The sequence below is a fragment of the Micromonospora sp. II genome (genome assembly GCF_001709195.1).
GTDB lineage: Bacteria > Actinomycetota > Actinomycetes > Mycobacteriales > Micromonosporaceae > Micromonospora > Micromonospora chalcea.
Genome location: NZ_LYXF01000034.1, coordinates 1 through 17,704 on the forward strand (window position 1 = coordinate 1; position 17,704 = coordinate 17,704).

The following is a 17,704-nucleotide window of genomic DNA, read 5'->3' on the forward strand; positions in this document are numbered from 1 at the left end:
GGCACAAGCGGGTGGACCTGGTGATCGACGCCGTGGCCCGGCTCCGGGCGGAACGGCCCGACCTGCGTCTGGACATCGTCGGTGGTGGGCCGGACGTGGCGAGCGTCCGCCGGCTGGTCGACGAGCGTGGACTGAACGACATGGTCACCGTGCACGGCCACCTGCCCGCCGCCGAGCGGGACGCCCTGCTGGCCGCCGCCTGGTTGCACGTCTCCGCCTCGTGGGGTGAGGGCTGGGGTCTCGTGGTGGTGGAGGCGGCCGCCGCCGGGCTGCCCACTGTCGCCTTCGACGTGGACGGGCTGCGCGACGCGGTCCGGCCGGGCCGTACCGGATGGTTGGTCGACGAGGGTGAGGATCCGGCGCAGAACCTGGCCGCCGGCCTCGACCGCGCGCTGGACTCCCTGGCGACGCCCGGAGAGCCGGAACGGATGGCCGCGGAGTGCCGGCGGTGGAGCGGCTCGTTCCGCTGGACCGACACCGGCCGGCGGGTGCGTGCGGTCCTCGGGGATCTGCTGACGCCACGCCCGCTGCCCTGGGCCGCCGGGAACACGTCGGTGGTGGTCCGGACCGACCAGCCGGAACGCCTTCTGGCCCGGGTGGCGCCGCTCCTGCCGCGTACCCGGCACGTCGCGATCGACGGGCAGAACCTGCTGCTCCTGGTGCCGGCCGCCGAGCCGGCCGCCGTCCGGCAGGCGCTGCTGCGGGCCGGGGTCGCAGCCGACGACATCGACGAGCGGAACGCCGGAGCGGACGAACTGCTCACCGGCGTTCCGGTACGGCAGTGCTGACCGCCTGGTCGACCGCTCGCCGTACCCCCGGAATTCCGAGCGCCACGGTGTCCCTGGCGGTGTGGCGCCTGCGCGAGCTGCTGGTCTGTCTCGCGCTGATCGGTCTCTGCGTCACCCAGGAGCCCGGGCTCATCGTGCCCGAGACGAAGCTGGACATGGCCCTGGACCCGGGCGGTTTCCTCGCCCGCGCGGCTCACCTGTGGACCGGGGACTGGCAGTTCGGCACGCTCCAGAACCAGGCCGTCGGCTACTTCTTCCCGATGGGCCCGTTCTTCCTGCTCGGTGAGGCGGTGGGCCTGCCGGCCTGGCTGGTCCAGCGGCTCTGGATGGCGACCCTGCTCTGCGTCGCCCTCACCGGCGTGGTGCGCCTGGCGCGCGCCCTCGACCTCGGCGGTCCGGGATCGCGTCTGGTGGCCGGCGCGATCTTCGCGCTGTCCCCCCGGGCGCTGTCCCTGGTCGGCACGGTCTCGCTGGAACTGCTGCCGTACTGCGTCGCCCCCTGGGTCCTGCTGCCACTGGTCAAGGGGGCCGCGGGCGGTTCGTTGCGGCGGGCCGCGGCGCTCAGCGGGCTCGCTGTGGTCTGCATGGGCGGCGCGAACGGCGCGGCCGTCGCGTGCGCCGTGCTGCCCGCGTTCCTGTACGTGGTGACCCGTGCGCCCGGCCGGCGGCGGATCCGCCTGCTGGCGTGGTGGACGGTGGCGATGGTGGCGGCCACCTTCTGGTGGCTGGTGCCGCTGCTGTTGCTGCAGCGCTACGGGTTCCCGTTCCTCCCGTACACCGAGAGCGCGGCGGTCACGACCAGCGTGACGTCGCTCCCGTCGGCGGTACGCGGCAGCACCCACTGGGTGGGTTACCTGGCCGTCGACGGCGTGCCGTGGTGGCGCGCGGGATGGGCGCTGGTCACCACCCCGTGGATGATCGTGCTCACCGCCCTGATCGCCTGCCTCGGCCTGGCCGGGCTCGCCCGTCGGGACCTGCCGGAGCGGCGGTTCCTGCTCGTCGGCGCGCTGGTCGGCCTGCTGGCCCTGACCGCGGGGAACCTGTCGACCGGGGGCGCCGCGTTCGCGTCGCCGATGCGTGAGTTGCTCGACGGTCGGCTCGCCGCCCTCCGCAACCTGCACAAGTTCGACGTCGTGATCCGCCTGCCGCTGGCGCTGGCCGCCGCGCACATGCTGGACACGGTCGGCCGGATCGCGCTCATCCGCCGCTTCACGCGCCCCACGAACATGGCGCCCCGGCGGGTGGCGCTGGGCGCGACCGCCGCCGCGCTCGTGGCGGTGACCAGCGGCGCCGGGATGGCGGGACTCGCTCCGGGCGGCGGCTTCCACGCGCTGCCCGAGCACTGGCGGCAGGCGACCGGGTGGCTCGACCGGCACGCCGGGCCGGGCACCACCCTGCTGGTTCCCGGCTCCAACTTCGCCGAGTACAACTGGGGACGTCCGCTGGACGAGCCGGTGCAGCCGCTGCTGGACTCGCCGTGGGCGGTGCGGGCGCTGGTGCCGGGCGGATCGGCTGGTAACTCGCGGCTGCTCTCCGCCATCGACGAGCGGCTCGCCTCGGGCACCGCCTCGCCCGGACTGGCCGACGTGCTCAGCCGGCTCGGCGTGCGCTACCTGCTCGTCCGCAACGACCTCCGCCAGCCGGTCGGCGGCATCGCCTGGCCGGTCCTCGTGCACCGCACGCTTGACAGCGCACCGGGCCTGTTCCGGGTCGCCGCGTTCGGCCCGGCGTCCGGGGTGAAGCCCGACCTGAACGGGGCGTGGGACTACGGCCTGCACGAGCCGTACCCGGCGGTGGAGATCTACGAGGTGGACCGGCCGACGCCCCGGGCCACGCTGACCGACGCCGCGCTGCCGCTCAACCTGGTCGGCGCGCCGGAGACGTTGCTGGACCTCAGCGACGCCGGTGTGCTGGGCAACCGGCCGGTGATCCTCGACGGCGATCCCCCGCTGGTCAGCGACGGCGGCACCGTGCTCGCCGACAGCCTCCGGGACCGGGAGGTCGACTTCGGTCTGGTCCGGGGCAACACCTCGCGGACCCTGACCGAGCAGGACCCGACCCAGTTGGAGCGCCTGGAGCACGACATCCTCGACCCGGCGTGGCGGTCGTCGATCACCTCCTCGGCGTACGCCGGGGTGGCCGACGTCCGGGCGTCGTCCAGCGCGGCGGACGTCACCGGTCCGGCCGGGCTGCGCGACCCGTCGGCCACACCCTTCGCCGCCGTCGACGGCGACATCGGCACCGCGTGGTTGTCCGACGGCGCGCGCAAACCGGTGGGCCAGTGGGTCGAGCTGCGCTTCGCCGACCCGATCGAGGCCGACTCGGTGGAGGTGCAGGTGATGGGCGATGAGGTGATCGGCGCGCCGGTCACCTCGGTACGGGTCAGCACCGAGGGCGGTTCCCAGGTGCACCCGGTGACCGGCGCGGGCCGGTCGACGGCGCGGTTGCCGCTGCCCGCCGGCCGGAGCAGTTGGCTGCGGGTGACAGTCGAGAGTGTCGCGGACGCCGACGTTCCGGGCCGCCGGGCGGGTATCCGGGAGCTGAGTGTCGCCGGGGTGACGCCCGAGCGCTACCTGCGACTGCCAGAGGTGCCCGCCGACGCCGTCGCGCCCGAGGTGGTCGCGCTGGCCCGCAAGGCCACCGATCGATCCGCCTGCGCGGTCGCCGGTGACCACTACCTGTGCGCTCCCGACCTGATCCGGCAGGGCGAGGAAACCGGGCTGGTGCCCCGGCGCTTCGACCTGCCGGCCGCGATCCCCACCCAGCTCACCGGCCTGGCCCGGGCCACGCCCGCCACCGCGCTCGCGGCGTACGACGAGATGACGGGCGGCGAGACGTTCACGACGTCGAGTTCGTGGTTCGCCGACCCGGTCGCCTCGTCGAGGTCGCTGGGGGACGGGGACGACGGCACGGCCTGGTGGGCGGATCCGAGCGATCCGCAACCGACAGTGAAGATGCGCTGGGCCACCGCGCGCAAGGTGAGCTGGGTGCGGCTGCGGTTCGCGGAGAGCCTCGTCGCGGCGCCGCCCAGGACGGTCCGGATCACCGGTGACGACGGCATCCGGGAGGTGACTGTCGACCTGGACGGTGTCGCCCGCTTCCCGGCTCTGCGTACCCGTGGGCTCACCGTTGCAGTGACCTCTACCGTGCCGAGGGTCAGCCGGTCGACGGCGCTGTTCGAGCCGCAGTCGCTGCCGGTCGGTCTCAGCGGCGTGGACGTGCAGGGCGTGCCCGAACTGAACCAGCCGCGCGGCCTCGACCGTGAGGTGACGCTCCCGTGCGGCGCGGGGCCCACCATCGTGGTCAACGGGGTGAAGGTGCCCACGACGGCCACCGGGACGCTGCGCGACCTGCGCGACCTGCGGCCCCTGCGCTACCGCGCCTGCGCTCCCGCCACGTCGTCGGGCCGGGCCGCGAAGGCGGGCGCGGAGCAGGTCACGCTGCGGGCGGGCGGCAACGAGGTCTCCGCCCCGGCGGACCGGTTCGTCGTGGACAGCGTGATCTTCAGCGGTACGCCGGCCGAACGGCCCGTCGTCGCCGCGTCGCCGCGCCGGGCGTTGAGCGTGGTCGACTGGGACGACCAGCGCCGGTCGATCGAGATCGGTGCGGGTGGCGGCAGCTACCTGATGGTTCCGGAGAACGCCAACGCCGGCTGGCGGGCGACGCTCGACGGGCAGGAGCTGATCGCGGCCCGCCTGGACGGGTGGAAGCAGGGATGGTTCGTGCCGGCCGGTCCCGCGGGCCGCGTCGAGCTGGTCTTCACGCCCGGCGAGCACTACCGGATCGTCCTGTTCGTCGCCGGGGGCCTGTTGGTGCTGCTGGTGGTCGGGGCGCTGATTCCCGCGCGCCGCCATCGACCCGCGTACCCGGTGGTCCCGACGATGATGCCGACCGCGCCGCTGCTCGCGGTGGCGGTGCCGGCGCTGCTCGGGGGCCTGGTCGGGCTCGGCTGCGCCGCCGCGGTGGTGGCGCTGCACCGGCGCCGCACGCCCGGCCCGGCATGGATCTGGGTGCCGGCCGCGCTGGGGCTCACCGTCTACGGGACCGAGCGTCTGTGGCTGCCCCGGGTCGGCGCGGAACGGGTGGCGGAGCTACTGGTCCTGTTGCCGACCGGGCTGCTCCTCGTGGCGGTCGCCGCTCTCGTGTTGCGGTTCCGTCGGGTCCGCGGCCGGTACGAGGCGAGTTCCGAGGCCGGCCGGGCCGGCGCCCTGAAGCGCTGGCGCCGGCGTCGCGGCCCGGAGCGGGAGGTCGGGCTCGACGGCCACGGGCCGGCGGCGGCCACCGAGCCGCCGCAGCCGTCGCGCGGGCCGCTCGATGAGGTAGTAGCTGGCCGTCGCGACCGGGACGGTGAGGGCCAGGGTGACGGCGAGGAGAACCCAGAACGAGCTGTTCATCCGGGTGAATCCGAGCAGGCGGAAGCAGACCTCGAGCGCGAGGAGGTGCCAGAGGAAGATGCCGTAGGAGATTCGGCCGAGGAACATGACCGCCCGGTGGCTGAGGAGAGCGCGGGGCACCCCGCCGGACCCCGGCCCGACGAGGGGGGCGATCAGGCACCAGGCGACGAGCAGGAACAGCAGGTGCTCGGTGACCGACTCGACCGGCTTGGCGGGTTCGACCCCGCGCGGGCCGGCGATGGGCGTGCTCGCGATCCAGAGCAGCGCGCCGGCGATGAGCCAGGACGTTCCCGGGGCGAAGGTGAACACGCGCAGGCCGCGCGGCGTGGCGGACCACAGGTCCTCGTCGCCCCGCCCAGACCCGTCACCGGTCAGCCCGGTGAGGAACGGGGTCGAGGTCGTGCCGACGGGCCACGAGGCGAGCACGGCCAGCATGATGCCGATGCCGAACCAGTCGAGAAAGGCGGGCAGCCAGAGCACCGCGAGTCCCGGTAGAGGCGAGTCGGGACCGTGCGCGTACGCATTCCAGATGAGGCCGGCAAGGACGAGTACGGCACCGAACGCCAGTTGGCGCCGGGCTCGCCCGAGCGGGGTACGACCGCCCATTCGGCGGCCGAGCACCGCTATCAGTGGCAGCGCAAGGTAGAAAGTCGCCTCCGTAGCCAGGCTCCAGGTCTGCTCCATGCCGACCGGGAGTCGCAATGGCTCGTAAATCTGTGCCAGAAGAAAGGGGATCGCCCAGTCCCAGACGGACTTCAGATAGTCGATGTTGAGCCAAGTCAGTGCGACGATCGCCATTGCCCAGTACCCGGGCAGAATGCGCAGCGCGCGGTGCCAGAGGTATCGCCGAACGGATGGTCCTGACTGTCCGTTAATGGCAGCGAGCGCGAATGGCCGATAGAGGAGGAAACCGGACAACGCAAAGAAGATCGCCACCCCGACATCCAGCCTGGCCAGCACAGCTGCGAGGTGGGCGAAGGAGTTGGTCAGTCCGCTGAGAAAGGAGACATGGTGGACGACCACGCCGATCACCGCCACCGCCCGCAGCCCTTCCAATGCGGGCAACCAACCGTCCGAACGGCCGGTATTAGTTGCGGACAGGATCGCCTGTCCGTTGCTCGAGTCCGGTCTGACGGGTCGGCTCACAGTTCCCTCGACATCCATTTGATCTCGCAGCCCGGTGGCTGCTGCACCCCCGGAGTCAGTACGTCGCGAGAGGTCGCATCGGACCATATCCGAAATCGGCCTCGTCATGTACTGTCAGCCGACTAGTCGAGTCTTTACAAGGGGAGGAGTTTCATGCGACCCACGTCGGGTGCCATCTTGGTGGCGGCAGGCGCGTTCCTGATCGTCGGGGCCGTGGCGACGCCGCTGGCCGTCGCGCCCGCTCTGGTCAAGGTGCCCCTTGACCAGAGTTCGGTAACGGTTTCAGAGGCGAAGAACGCGACCGTTCTTGATTTCAGCACGCTGGCCGAGCGCAGCGGCGTCAACCTGACCGCCCACCGCGCGGTGCGCGGCGACGTCGAGGCCGGCAACGCCGACCGGACGGTCTTCAACGTCGGTGTCCGGGTGATCGACGACGCGGGCAAGGAGATCACGGTCAGCACGGACCGGGTCGCCCTCGACCGGCGTACGGCGGAGTCGGTCGCCTGCTGTGCCGAGGCGGTCAACGGCGCGCCCTTCAAGCACGAGGGGCTCACCTACACCTTCCCGTTCGGTACGGAGAAGAAGACGTACCAGTACTTCGACAACACCGCTCGGAAGGCGTACCCCGCCGAGTACGTGGGCACCGAGAAGCTGCAGGGTCTGACCGTCTACAAGTTCGAGATGACGGCCGAACCGATCAAGATCAGCGAGATCGACGTGCCGGGCAACCTGGTCGGATCGGCCCAGCCCACGGTGACGGCCGGCCGCTTCTACGCCAACACCCGCACCCTCTGGGTGGAGCCGGACAGCGGCGTCATCGTCAAGGGGCAGGAGAAGCAGCTCCAGACCCTGCGTGACGAGACCGGCGCGGACAAGATCAAGATCATCGACGCCACGCTCGTCTTCACCGAGGACACCCAGAAGCAGCAGGCCAAGGCGGCCAAGGACGCGCGTGGGCAGATCAACCTGCTGACCACCGTGCTGCCGATCGTCCTCGGCGTCGTGGGTCTGCTCCTGCTCCTGCTCGGCCTGTTCATCATCGTCCGCGCGGCTCGCCGCCGGCCCGACGCGACGCCGGTGGACGCCGGCGACGGACCGGTGGACGACGTGCCGTCGCAGCGTTCGGCGGAGCCGGTCGACGACGACCCGACCGTGCCCGCCGGCGGACGCCACGCCGCGGACCGCGCGGAGTCCTGAGCGCCAACCCTCGCACCACCACACGAGCAGGCCGGCCGACCCACCCGGGTCGGCCGGCCTGCTCGTGTGCGCGGCAGGTGGCAGGTCAGAGGCGTCGCACCGCGTACCGGGTGCAGATCCAGTCCTCGGTGTACGGCAGGTCGGGCCGCTGCCCGACGATCTCCCCGCCGTTGGCGGCCACCAGCCGGGTCATGTCGGCGTCCGGCACCGCTGTCATCTTCATCGGCGCGGGGTAGTTGAGCAGCCGGCGCTGCGCCCAGCTGATCAGGCGGAACGGCGCGAGCTTCCAGATGACGCCCTTGGCCGTACGGGCCGGCTCGGTCGGCAGGCCCACGACGGCGACCCCGCCGGGGCGCAGGACGCGCAGGAACTCGGCGAGGTAGCTGTCGATCGCCGGGCGCGGCAGGTGCTGCAACACGAGCGCGCTGTAGACCAGGTCGAAGTGCCCGTCGGGGAACTGGCTCAGGTCCGGCGCGTCGTTGAGGACGAAGCGGATGTTCCCGGCGCTGCGGTCCAGGCGCCGGGCGGTCTCCAGCATCGACGGGGCGATGTCGACGGCGACGACCTCGCCGGCGTGCGGCGCGAGCGCCTGCGACAGCCGACCGGCCCCGCATCCGAAGTCCAGCGCGCGGTCCCATCGCGTGGGCAGGCCGAGCCGGCTCAGCCATCCGGTCGTCTCCTCGACGTCGGCGCGGCCGGTGGCCAGGAACTCCTCGACGTCCCACTGCCCGCCGCGCTTACCGGGCTGGACGAGGACGGCCCACAGCGGATCTTCGGCGCCCAGCTTGGTCCAGTCGCGCCGTACGTCGTCGAGATTCACGCCGAAACCCTAGGACATCCGGGGGTGCGGCTGGATCGACCCGGTCATCTGCCGGCTCGGATGTTCGGCCGACGACACTGCCCCGAACGGCCCATCGCGCTCGACGCACTGTACATTTGTTACTTGATTGTAATCCCTCGATGTGCCGTCACTGTGGGTTGATCGGGCGCTCGATGACGGTGTCTTTGCGCACTTTGACGCCCTTTTCCTGCTCCGGAGCGTCAACGCGTGGTGATGGCGAGCAAGCTTCGTGGCGCGCTCGTGTTACCGCCGGGTACACGAGGGGGTTGTGAGCTGCGCCGCATCGGGTGCACGATCAGGCTCGATCGTTACCCGTCGGTAACAGAGGGCGGGGTCCGGCGCGGGCCACCGGTACGACAACCGGCCGCCGCGCACATTCGCTCGAGGAGGAACCCGTGCAGAATCGGCTCGACAACCAGGGTCGTACCCGGTGGAAGCGGTTCGCCGCCATGATCGTGCCCACCACGGCAGCCGCCGGTGCCATCCTGTTCGGCATGTCGACCGGCGCCATCGCCTCCGACATCACCGTCTCCGGGCAGACCTTCAAGATCGGCGCGGACCGCCTGGAGGGCGAGGGCTTCAAGCAGTACGGCGGCATCGTCCGCGAGAAGGGTGAGGACGGCAAGGCCGGCGCGACGCGCCCGGTCGCGATGGCCGAGATCAGCAGCGCCGACCTGTACAACCTCTGCCAGTCCGTCCGCGCCGACCTGCCCGGCCTGCCGGTGGTGCTCACCATCAACGCCGGCGAGGGCAAGGACCCGGCCCGCGCCAAGGACCTGGTGATCGCGATGGACTCGCTCGAAGGCAACGCGACGTTCACCAACATCCAGATCGGCCGCGACGCCAGCGACCTGAACCCGACGGCCCAGCGCGGCTCGTTCGGCCAGAACTCCGACCGGGTCACCATCCGCGACCTGAAGCAGGTGTCCCGCTACACCACGTCCTCGACGTTCAACCTGGTCGGGCTGCGGCTCAAGGTCAACGTGGGTGACGACGCCAAGGGCAAGGAGTGCTTCTGAGCTGAGCACGGCCCGCGGTGGCCGACCACCGCGGGCCCGCCCCACCGTCCCCGCCCCCGCTCCGCCAGGAGGAGTACGTGACAACCGTCGAACCGTCCCACGCCCGGCTCGGCACCGCGGCCCGGACGTGGCGGACCTTCCGCCGCTGGCAGCGGAGCCGGCCGTTCTGGGGTGGCCTGTTCATCATCCTGGCCGGGGTGGAGATGCTCGCCTCCACCCGGCTGACCCTCAACGGCCTGAGCTTCAGCAGCGGCGCCACCGGCCTGCTCTCGCTGCTGATCCCGGCCATCCTCGGGACCTGCGGCGTGCTGCTCTGGCTCAGCCCCGCGCAGCGGCTGTTCTACTCGATCGTCGCGGCGGTCACGACCGTCTACTCGCTGATCGGGCTCAACCTCGGCGGCTTCTTCCTCGGCCTGCTGCTGGGCATCGTGGGCAGCGCGCTCGCCTTCGCCTGGGTGCCGGTCCGGCCGTCGGAGCCCGCCGCCGAAGAGCGCGACACCGAGGCGGACGACGAGCGCGACACCAGGGTGGACCAGCGGGACGCCGACCTGCTCGACGTCGACGGCCCGGTCGGCGTCGAGCAGGTCGGCGTCGACCAGTCGGTCACCGGCCGGCCGGCCGCCCCGGAACCCGCTGACGAGCAGCCGGCCGGGGAACTGCCGACCGTCGAGGTGCCGGCCGGCGTACGGCCGGCCGTCGAGCAGCCGACTGCCGAGCGGCCGGGCGGGGAGCGGCCGGTCCCTCGGCAGTCGGTGAACGGGCAGGCGGCCGGATCCGACGGCGGCCCGCCCGAGTGGGCGGGCCGTTCGGCGGACCCGCGTGCCTTCGGCATCGTTCTGCTGGTGCTCGGCCTGGCCACCGCCGGCCTGGCCGTGCAGCCGCGCGCGGTACAGGCCGCACCGAGCAGGCCCGCCGCCAGCGCCTGCCCGACGAAGCCCGCCACGCCGTCGAAGGCACCCTCCGCGACGCCCACCCCGACGCCGAGCGCGAGCCCGACGCGGGAGGGCAACATCATCACCGACTTCTTCGAGGGGATCGGTGACCTGTTCAAGGGCGGCAAGAAGAGCGAGACGCCCTCGCCCACACCGACCGCGAGCGGATCGGCGGCCCCGACGAGCAAGCCGACCACCCGTCCCGGCTCGACCGACTGCCCGACACCGGGCAAGCCGGGCAAGGAGGAACCGGCGAAGCCCGGCAAGGTGGAGCCCGGCAAGCCGCTGCCGCGTATCGCCGCCGACCCGGGCCTGCCGAAGGTGGCCAAGCAGCCGTCGAAGCTCACCGGCTCCAAGGTGACCATGACCGGGCTGCGGTTCGAGGGGATCACCGACCTGCGGACCGAGCAGGGCGCGCTCAAGGTGCTGAAGTTCAGCATGAAGGAAGCCGTGACCGACGACTTCCTGCTGGTCGCCGACGGCCCCAGCGGTCGCACCCAGCGGTACGCGACCGACCGTCTCACCGTCCGCGACGACGTCGCGTTCTACTGCACCCGGTTCGTCGGCAAGCTCGCCGGCATCAAGCTGACGCTGACGCCGGACCTGCCGTTCCCGGACGGCCTGCCGGTCACGCTGCCCATCCCGGTGACGTTCACCGACCCGGTCATCGACCTGGCGTACGTCACCAGCAACACGCTCACCGGCCGGCCGACGCTGAAGGTGACGCTCGGCGCCTGACCGGACGGGTGCCGGCGGTACGCGCCGCCGGCACCCGGAAGCCGGCTCAGAGCCGGGCCAGCGCCTTGCGCAGCGGGTCCAGCCCCAGCGAGCCCAGGTCGAGCGCCTGGCGGTGGAACTCCTTGAGGTCGAAGTCGGCGCCCTTGCGGGCCTTCGCGTCCTCCCGGGCCTGCAACCAGATCCGCTCGCCCACCTTGTACGACGGGGCCTGCCCGGGCCAGCCCAGGTAGCGGTTCAGCTCGAAACGCAGGTTCTCGTCCGGCACCCGGCAGTGCGCCCGCATGAACTCCCAGCCCAGCTCCGGCGTCCACCGCTCGCCCGGGTGGAAGCCGAACGGGTTGTCCTTCGGGATCTCCAGCTCCAGGTGCATGCCGATGTCGACGATGACCCGGGCCGCGCGCAGCGCCTGCCCGTCGAGCATGCCGAGCCGGTCACCGGGGTCGCCGAGGTAGCCCAGCTCGTCCATCAGCCGCTCGGAGTAGAGCGCCCAGCCCTCGCCGTGCCCGGAGACCCAGCACAACAGCCGCTGCCAGCGGTTGAGCAGGTCGGCCCGGACGGCGGTCTGCGCGACCTGCAGGTGGTGACCCGGCACGCCCTCGTGGTAGACGGTGGTCACCTCCCGCCAGGTGGAGAAGTCGGTGATGCCCTGCGGCACCGCCCACCACATCCGCCCCGGCCGGGAGAAGTCCTCGCTCGGGCCGGTGTAGTAGATGGCGCCGTCGCTCGTCGGCGCGAGGCAGCACTCGATCCGGCGTACCTGCTCGGGGATGTCGAAGTGGGTGCCGTTCAGGTCGCTGACCGCCTGGTCGGCGAGCGCCTGCATCCAGTCCCGGAATGCCTCCTTGCCGCGTACCGTCCGCGCCGGGTCGGCGTCGAGCGCGCGTACCGCGTCGTCGATCGAGGCGCCGGGCCCGGCGATGCGCGCGGACACCGTCCGCATGTCGGCCTCCAGCCGGGCCAGCTCCGCGAAACCCCAGGCGTACGTCTCGTCCAGGTCGACCTTCGCGCCGAGGAAGTACTGCGAGGCCAGTTCGTAGCGCTCCCGCCCGGCGGCCTGCTTCTCCCGCCCGGCCGGCGCCAGCTCGTTGCGCAGGAACTGCCCGAACTCGGCGGTGGCGGCGGTGGCGGCGGCAGCGCCCTTGCGCAGCTCCGCGCCGAGCGCGCCGTCGGCGTCGAGCCGCTCGACCATGCCGTGGAAGAAGTTGTCGCCCTCCGGGTCGACCCAGACGTCGCACTGCTTGGCCACCTCGACGAGCTGCACCTGCGAGCTGACCCGTCCCGCGGCGGCGGCCTCGCGCAGCGTGCGCTTGTAGCCGTCGAGCGCCGACGCGAAGCGGTTGAGCCGGGCCGCCACGTTGGCCTTCGCCTCCTCGCCGTCGGTCGGCATGAGGTCGAAGACCATCCGGATCTCGTGCAGCCCGCTGGAGATGACGTTGACCTCGCTGCCGGTCTCGCCGGCCTCGTACCGGGCCAGCTCCAGGCCGAGGCGCTCCTGCATGGCCTCCTTGGCGGTCCGCTCGGCCTCGGTCTCCGGCTCGGTCACGTCGAGTTCGCCGAGCGTGCGCCGGGCCAGGTCGGCGCGGGCCGCGTAGCCGTCGGGCGACAGGTCGTCGAGCTGGTCGTCGTAGCCGGCGATGCCGACGTAGGTGGCCCCGGTCGGGCTCAGCGGAGCCCACTCGGCCACGTACCGGTTGGCGAGGTCATCGATTCGTCCCACGAGGGGACCCTACGTGACCCCGCAGCCGAATTCCGCACGACATCGTCGTACCCGTGGGGCAGAGTGTCAGGGGTGACAGTCGATTTCACTCCTGACCGCGCGCCGCTGCGGAGCTGGCTGCCGGGGTTCGTCGCGCTTGCCGCCATCTGGGGTTCGAGTTTTCTGTTCATCAAGGTCGGCGTGGCCGAGCTGCACCCCGTGCACCTCACTCTCTACCGGGTGGCCACCGGCGCGGTCACGCTGCTGGTGGTGCTCGCCGTGCTGCGCGACCGGCTGCCCCGCGACCTTCGCGTATGGGGGCACATGCTCGTGGTGGCCGCGTTCGGCGTCGCGGTGCCGTTCACGCTGTTCGGCTACGGCGAGCAGCGGGTCGAGTCGATGCTCGCCGGCATCTGGAACGCCACCACGCCGCTGATCGTGCTGCCGCTGGCGGTGCTGGTGTTCCGCACCGAGCGGCTGACCGTGCGGCGGGCGGTCGGGCTGGGGCTGGGCTTCGTCGGGGTGCTCGTGGTGCTCGGCGTCTGGGAGGGCGTCGGTGGCGCCCACTTCGTCGGCCAGCTCATGTGCTTCGGCGCGGCTGCCTGCTACGGGCTCGCCATTCCGTACCAGAAGAAGTTCGTCGCGGGCAGCGCGTACTCCGGGCTGTCGCTGTCGGCGGCCCAGCTGCTGGTGGCGACCGCGCAGCTCGCGCTGGTCGCGCCGTTCGTCGGGACGCCGCCGTCCCCGGCCGGGCTCTCGCCGCGCGTGATCGCGAGCGTGCTGGCGCTCGGCGCGCTCGGCACCGGGCTCGCCTTTGTCATCAACATGCGCAACATCCGGCTGGCCGGGGCGAGCACGGCGTCCACAGTGACGTACCTGGTTCCGGTGTTCGCGGTGCTCGTCGGCGCGGTCGTGCTGGGTGAGCGGATGACCTGGCACCAGCCGGTGGGTGCGCTCGTGGTGCTGGCCGGCGTGGCGGTCGCGCAGGGCCTGTTCGGGCGGCGCCGCACGCGCCCGGACGTGGTGGTGCCGGCCCGCACTGTCGAACCGGCCGCCCAGGGCTGACCCTCAGCTACGGCCGGCCGTCCACTTCACCAGGCGGTCGGCCGTCCAGGTGTTCACCACCCGGTTCGCCGGCACCCCGCACAGCGCGGCCCGCTCGCAGCCGAACCGCTGCCAGTCGAGCTGGCCGGGGGCGTGCGCGTCGGTGTCGATGGCGAACCGGCACCCGGCCTCCAGCGCGAGCCGGATCAGCCGCTTCGGCGGGTCCTGCCGTTCCGGCCGGGAGTTGATCTCGACGGCCACGTCGTGCTCGGCGCACGCGGCGAAGACGGCGTCCGCGTCGAACTCGCTCTCCTTGCGGGTACGCGCGCGGTGCCCCTTGTCGCCCGGCCCGGTCACGCCGGCGGGCCGGGAGGAGACCATCCGGCCGGTGCAGTGCCCGAGGATGTCCAGGTGCGGGTTGGCGATCGCGGTCAGCATCCGGCGGGTCATCTTCGCCCGGTCGTCGTTCAGCCCGCTGTGCACCGAGCCGACCACCACGTCCAGGCGGGCCAGCAGGTCCTCGTCCTGGTCCAGCGAGCCGTCGGCGAGGATGTCCACCTCGATGCCGGTGAGCAGGCGGAAGCCCTTCGGCAGCGCCTCGTTGACGGCGGCGACGTGGTCGAGCTGCTTGCGCAGCCGCTCCGCGGTCAGGCCCCGGGCCACCTTCAGCCGGGGCGAGTGGTCGGTGAGCACCAGGTACTCGTGGCCCAGCTCGACCGCCGCGAGCGCCATCTCCTCGATCGGCGAGCCGCCGTCGGACCAGTCCGAGTGGGTGTGGCAGTCGCCGCGCAGCGCGTCCCGCAGCTTCGCCGCCGCCTCGTCCAGGTCGGTGCCCTCGGTCGCCAGCAGCCGGCGCAGGTAGACCGGCTCCTCCCCGGCCAGCGACTCGGCCACGCAGCGGGCGGTGACGTCACCGACGCCGGACAGCTCGGTCAGCTTGCCGGTGCGGGCCCGCTCGGCCACCTCGGCGGCGGGCAGCGCGCCGAGCGTCTTCGCGGCCGACCGGAACGCCCGGACCCGGTAGGTGGCCTCGTTGGCCCGTTCCAGCAGGAACGCGATCCGGCGCAGGTCGGCGATGGGATCCCGGGCACTCATGCCCTGGAACCTACGCGCATCCGCCGCCCGCCGCGCGACCCCGCACCGTCAGCCGCCCGTGGTGGACCGGCCCGGCGACGCCGGGCAGCCGTGCTTGCGCTGCCAGGCGGTGACCTCGGCGACCGGCGAGCGGTTGCCGTCCTTGCGCCACGAGTTCAGGTAGGGCGCCGGCCAGACCACGCCCCGGCGGATCCACCAGTCGTCCTTTCCCGTGCACTTCGGGGAGAGTCCGAAGTGCAGGTGACAGACGTTGTTGGCGTTGCCGGTACGGCCCACCTTGCCGAGCTGCTGCCCGGCCCGGACCCGTACGCCCGGGTCGATGCCGGCCGCGATCGCGCTCAGGTGCGAGCCGTAGTAGCGCACCCCGTCGTCACCGAGCAGCGAGACGGAGAGCCCGCCGTTGTTCGGCCCCTGCGGCCCGCGCTTGTCGAACCGGTCGACCCGGCTCACCTCCAGCACCACGCCGTCGGTGACCGCCACCACCGGCTCGCCGCAGTCGGCGAACACGTCGGTGCCCGGGTAGCCGCCGTGCGTCGGGTGGTAGTCGACGTTGCCGGCGCGGACGGGGAAGACCCGCTTCACGTCCGTGCGGGCCGGCGACGGCGGGGAGGCGGTCGGCGGTGCCGGGCTCGCCGGGTCGGCAGGCTGCGCGCCCGTCGCGATCGGGCTCGGTTCCTGCCACCTGTCGGCGCGCCCGGTGGAGGCGCCACACCCCCCGGCGGCGAGCGCCGCGACGAGCAGCAGGACCGGGTACGCCGGCCGCGTCCGGCGTCCGATCGATGGCGAGCGCATCCGGTCATCCTGACAGACCACTACCGTAGGGACGAACGCCGCGACCGCGTCACACCCGCCGGTCACGGTGCGTGACGCCGACGTGGATCGTTCGGGGAAGGGGGCGGCGGTGACGTACGGGTGGCAGGGCGGACCCGAGGGGACCGGTCCGGGGGCGTTCCCACCTCCGCCGCGTACCCCCTCGGGACTCTTCCCGTCCAACGCGCCGATCCGGCCCAGCTACCGCGAGCCGTACCCGATCACCGGCTCCGGGGTCGCGGTCGGCGCGCTCGTCGCGTTCGCCTGGTTGCTGCTGTTCGGGCTGCTCGGCCGCAACATCGCGGGTTACGCCTGGTGGACTCTGCTGGCCGGCGCCCTGGCCTGGGCGGCGGCTGCGGTGCTGGTCCGCCACGGTGACCGGGGGGTCGCCACCGGGGTCGCGATCGTCACCGCCGGTGGTTGGAGCATCGCCGCCGCGCTGGTCGCGATGCGGTGGGCGCAGACCGGCGACTGGCCGCTCTGGTGACCATGGGTGCCGGTTTCGCTGCGTAGCGAAGGCCACCTTGACGTTCGCGCGGTGACGGTCCACCCTCGGCGGTATGGCCTGGACCACACCGCCGCGGCTCGACCCCGAGCGGAGCCGCCGTCGCCTGCAACTCCTTGCCGAGTTGGCCGGTGCCCGCGCGGTGCAGCAGCGCCAGCGACCACAGCGCGCGCGTACCGAGCGGCTGCGCCAACTCATCGCCACCCGTCGGCGCGTCGTCGGCTGACCGGCTTTCTCTTCAGAACGGCCGGCCCTTACGGGGCGTTGACCGGTCGCCCGCCGACCCGACCGGTTAACGTGCATCGCGTGACCTGTCGGCGTGCTGCCGAGGCCAATTTGGGGGGACCGTGTCGTACTTCGCTGCTGCCGTGGCGCGCGTCGACGGCGGCTGGACCGCGGGCGAGGTGAGCCTGCGGGGCGTCACCGACATCGAGGAGGTGGCGGACCGGCTGCGCGACGTCGAGCCGGACGCCGACCTGTCGCTGCTGTTCGTCGAGGCGGACGACACGTACCTGGTCGTCCTGCGCCTGGACGAGGGGGAGGACCTGCGGGTCTTCGGCTCCGACTCGGCGTTCGCGGAGGAGTCCCGCCTGGGCGCGCTGCTGGTCGGCGATCTGAAGACGTCGGTGACCGGGCTGGAGGAGGTCGACGAGCCGCGCGCCTCCAGCGGGGACGACGACAACGAGCAGCCCGCTGTGGACCCGGAGGCCGACCCGGTCGGCGACGCCGACCTGCTGGCCGACCTGGGCATCCCGGCGCAGAAGCTGCTCGCGCTCTGCGCACACGAGGGTTCCATGCCGGCCGACGTCACCGCCGAGATCTGCCAGGTGCTCGGCTGCGTGGACGAGGTCGAGGAGTTGCGTGAGGTCTGAGTCCGGGGAGTCAGTGACGCCCGGCGCCGCCGAACCCGCCGACGCGACCGATCCGGCGCTGGAGACCGTACGCCCGGGGCAGCCCACCCCCGGCCGGGCCGCGCGCGTCGGTCCCGGCGCGGACGAGGCGCTCGCCGAACCGGGCGCGGTCGGCCGCCGGCAGCGGCACGAGCTGTGGATGCGCCGGGCCCTGGAGGTCGCGGTGACCGGCCCGGACGAGGCGATCCCCGACGCCGACGACGTGCCGGTCGGCGCGGTGCTCTACGGCCCCGACGGCGCCGAACTGGCGATCGGGCGCAACGAGCGGGAGCTGACCGGCGACCCGACCGCGCACGCCGAGGTGCTGGCGTTGCGCCGGGCCGCGCAGCGGCTGGGCCGCTGGCGGCTGGACGACTGCACGCTCGTCGTGACGCTGGAGCCGTGCACCATGTGCGCCGGGGCGATCGCGCTGGCCCGCGTCTCGACAGTGGTGTTCGGCGCGTGGGAACCCAAGACCGGCGCGGTCGGGTCGCTCTGGGACGTGCTGCGCGACCGCCGCGTCACGCACCGCCCCGAGGTGTACGGCGGCGTGCTGGAACGCGAGAGCGCGGCGTTGCTGCGCGCGTTCTTTCGCTGAGGTGTGCTCGG

At 72.7% G+C, this 17,704-nt stretch carries 14 protein-coding genes and 1 pseudogene; 10 read left to right on the forward strand and 5 right to left on the reverse strand.

Annotation, left to right across the window (positions count from 1 at the left end):
- Nucleotides 1-788, forward strand: a 788-nt coding sequence (locus A8711_RS32050; protein ID WP_141707671.1) for a glycosyltransferase, incomplete at its 5' end; no start/stop codon positions are given.
- A 59-nt stretch (nucleotides 789-847) separates the two neighbouring features.
- Nucleotides 848-2,842: pseudogene (locus A8711_RS33175) on the forward strand (DUF3367 domain-containing protein); the annotation flags it as partial.
- Between the two features lie 2,037 nt (nucleotides 2,843-4,879).
- Here the strand turns inward: A8711_RS33175 and A8711_RS33180 are convergent.
- Entirely contained in the window at nucleotides 4,880-6,436 is a 1,557-nt protein-coding gene (locus A8711_RS33180; RefSeq protein WP_083297043.1) for an acyltransferase, read from the reverse strand.
- Nucleotides 6,437-6,481: 45 nt separating this feature from the next.
- On the opposite strand from A8711_RS33180, the gene A8711_RS17715 reads away from it, so the two are divergent.
- Nucleotides 6,482-7,525, forward strand: coding sequence for a DUF3068 domain-containing protein (locus A8711_RS17715; RefSeq protein WP_083297040.1), 1,044 nt, complete (start codon nucleotides 6,482-6,484; stop codon nucleotides 7,523-7,525).
- An 85-nt stretch (nucleotides 7,526-7,610) separates the two neighbouring features.
- Here A8711_RS17715 and A8711_RS17720 read toward each other — a convergent pair whose 3' ends face one another.
- Nucleotides 7,611-8,345 (reverse strand): class I SAM-dependent methyltransferase, encoded by a 735-nt coding sequence (locus A8711_RS17720; protein ID WP_069088840.1) that lies wholly within the window; start codon nucleotides 8,343-8,345, stop codon nucleotides 7,611-7,613.
- 416 nt (nucleotides 8,346-8,761) lie between these two features.
- On the opposite strand from A8711_RS17720, the gene A8711_RS17725 reads away from it, so the two are divergent.
- Both A8711_RS17725 and A8711_RS17730 read left to right on the forward strand, forming a co-directional pair.
- Nucleotides 8,762-9,385: a DUF6230 family protein gene (locus A8711_RS17725; RefSeq protein ID WP_043327818.1), complete on the forward strand. Its 624-nt coding sequence runs from the start codon at nucleotides 8,762-8,764 to the stop codon at nucleotides 9,383-9,385.
- A 77-nt stretch (nucleotides 9,386-9,462) separates the two neighbouring features.
- Nucleotides 9,463-11,055, forward strand: a complete 1,593-nt coding sequence (locus A8711_RS17730) for a DUF6114 domain-containing protein (RefSeq protein ID WP_069088853.1) — start codon at nucleotides 9,463-9,465, stop codon at nucleotides 11,053-11,055.
- 46 nt (nucleotides 11,056-11,101) lie between these two features.
- Here A8711_RS17730 and A8711_RS17735 read toward each other — a convergent pair whose 3' ends face one another.
- Entirely contained in the window at nucleotides 11,102-12,772 is a 1,671-nt protein-coding gene (locus A8711_RS17735; RefSeq protein WP_043327819.1) for a DUF885 domain-containing protein, read from the reverse strand.
- A gap of 72 nt (nucleotides 12,773-12,844) precedes the next feature.
- Between A8711_RS17735 and A8711_RS17740 the strand changes: the two genes are divergently transcribed.
- Complete coding sequence (locus A8711_RS17740; RefSeq protein ID WP_043327820.1) at nucleotides 12,845-13,816, forward strand: DMT family transporter; 972 nt, start codon at nucleotides 12,845-12,847, stop codon at nucleotides 13,814-13,816.
- Between the two features lie 3 nt (nucleotides 13,817-13,819).
- Here the strand turns inward: A8711_RS17740 and A8711_RS17745 are convergent, their stop codons facing one another.
- Nucleotides 13,820-14,890, reverse strand: a complete 1,071-nt coding sequence (locus tag A8711_RS17745; protein ID WP_069088841.1) for a PHP domain-containing protein — start codon at nucleotides 14,888-14,890, stop codon at nucleotides 13,820-13,822.
- Between the two features lie 48 nt (nucleotides 14,891-14,938).
- Entirely contained in the window at nucleotides 14,939-15,682 is a 744-nt protein-coding gene (locus A8711_RS17750; protein WP_069088842.1) for a M23 family metallopeptidase, read from the reverse strand.
- A 109-nt stretch (nucleotides 15,683-15,791) separates the two neighbouring features.
- On the opposite strand from A8711_RS17750, the gene A8711_RS17755 reads away from it, so the two are divergent.
- The 4 genes from A8711_RS17755 to A8711_RS17765 all read left to right on the forward strand — a co-directional run bounded on the left by A8711_RS17755 (nucleotide 15,792) and on the right by A8711_RS17765 (nucleotide 17,693).
- Nucleotides 15,792-16,187, forward strand: coding sequence for a hypothetical protein (locus A8711_RS17755; protein ID WP_176722829.1), 396 nt, complete (start codon nucleotides 15,792-15,794; stop codon nucleotides 16,185-16,187).
- 73 nt (nucleotides 16,188-16,260) lie between these two features.
- Nucleotides 16,261-16,431, forward strand: coding sequence for a hypothetical protein (locus A8711_RS32460; RefSeq protein ID WP_166457820.1), 171 nt, complete (start codon nucleotides 16,261-16,263; stop codon nucleotides 16,429-16,431).
- 121 nt (nucleotides 16,432-16,552) lie between these two features.
- Nucleotides 16,553-17,077: a tRNA adenosine deaminase-associated protein gene (locus A8711_RS17760; RefSeq protein ID WP_043327823.1), complete on the forward strand. Its 525-nt coding sequence runs from the start codon at nucleotides 16,553-16,555 to the stop codon at nucleotides 17,075-17,077.
- A 172-nt stretch (nucleotides 17,078-17,249) separates the two neighbouring features.
- A complete protein-coding gene (locus A8711_RS17765) occupies nucleotides 17,250-17,693 on the forward strand; it encodes a nucleoside deaminase (protein ID WP_338104090.1) in 444 nt (147 codons plus the stop codon).
- The last annotated feature ends 11 nt before the right edge of the window (nucleotides 17,694-17,704 follow it).

Bases quoted from the DNA above. Each gene is read 5' to 3' on its own strand.
- A8711_RS33180 (WP_083297043.1), bottom strand. From the start codon at position 6,436: ATGACGAGGCCGATTTCGGATATGGTCCGATGCGACCTCTCGCGACGT.
- A8711_RS17715 (WP_083297040.1), top strand. From the start codon at position 6,482: ATGCGACCCACGTCGGGTGCCATCTTGGTGGCGGCAGGCGCGTTCCTG.
- A8711_RS17745 (WP_069088841.1), bottom strand. From the start codon at position 14,890: ATGAGTGCCCGGGATCCCATCGCCGACCTGCGCCGGATCGCGTTCCTG.
- A8711_RS17750 (WP_069088842.1), bottom strand. From the start codon at position 15,682: ATGCGCTCGCCATCGATCGGACGCCGGACGCGGCCGGCGTACCCGGTC.
- A8711_RS32460 (WP_166457820.1), top strand. From the start codon at position 16,261: ATGGCCTGGACCACACCGCCGCGGCTCGACCCCGAGCGGAGCCGCCGT.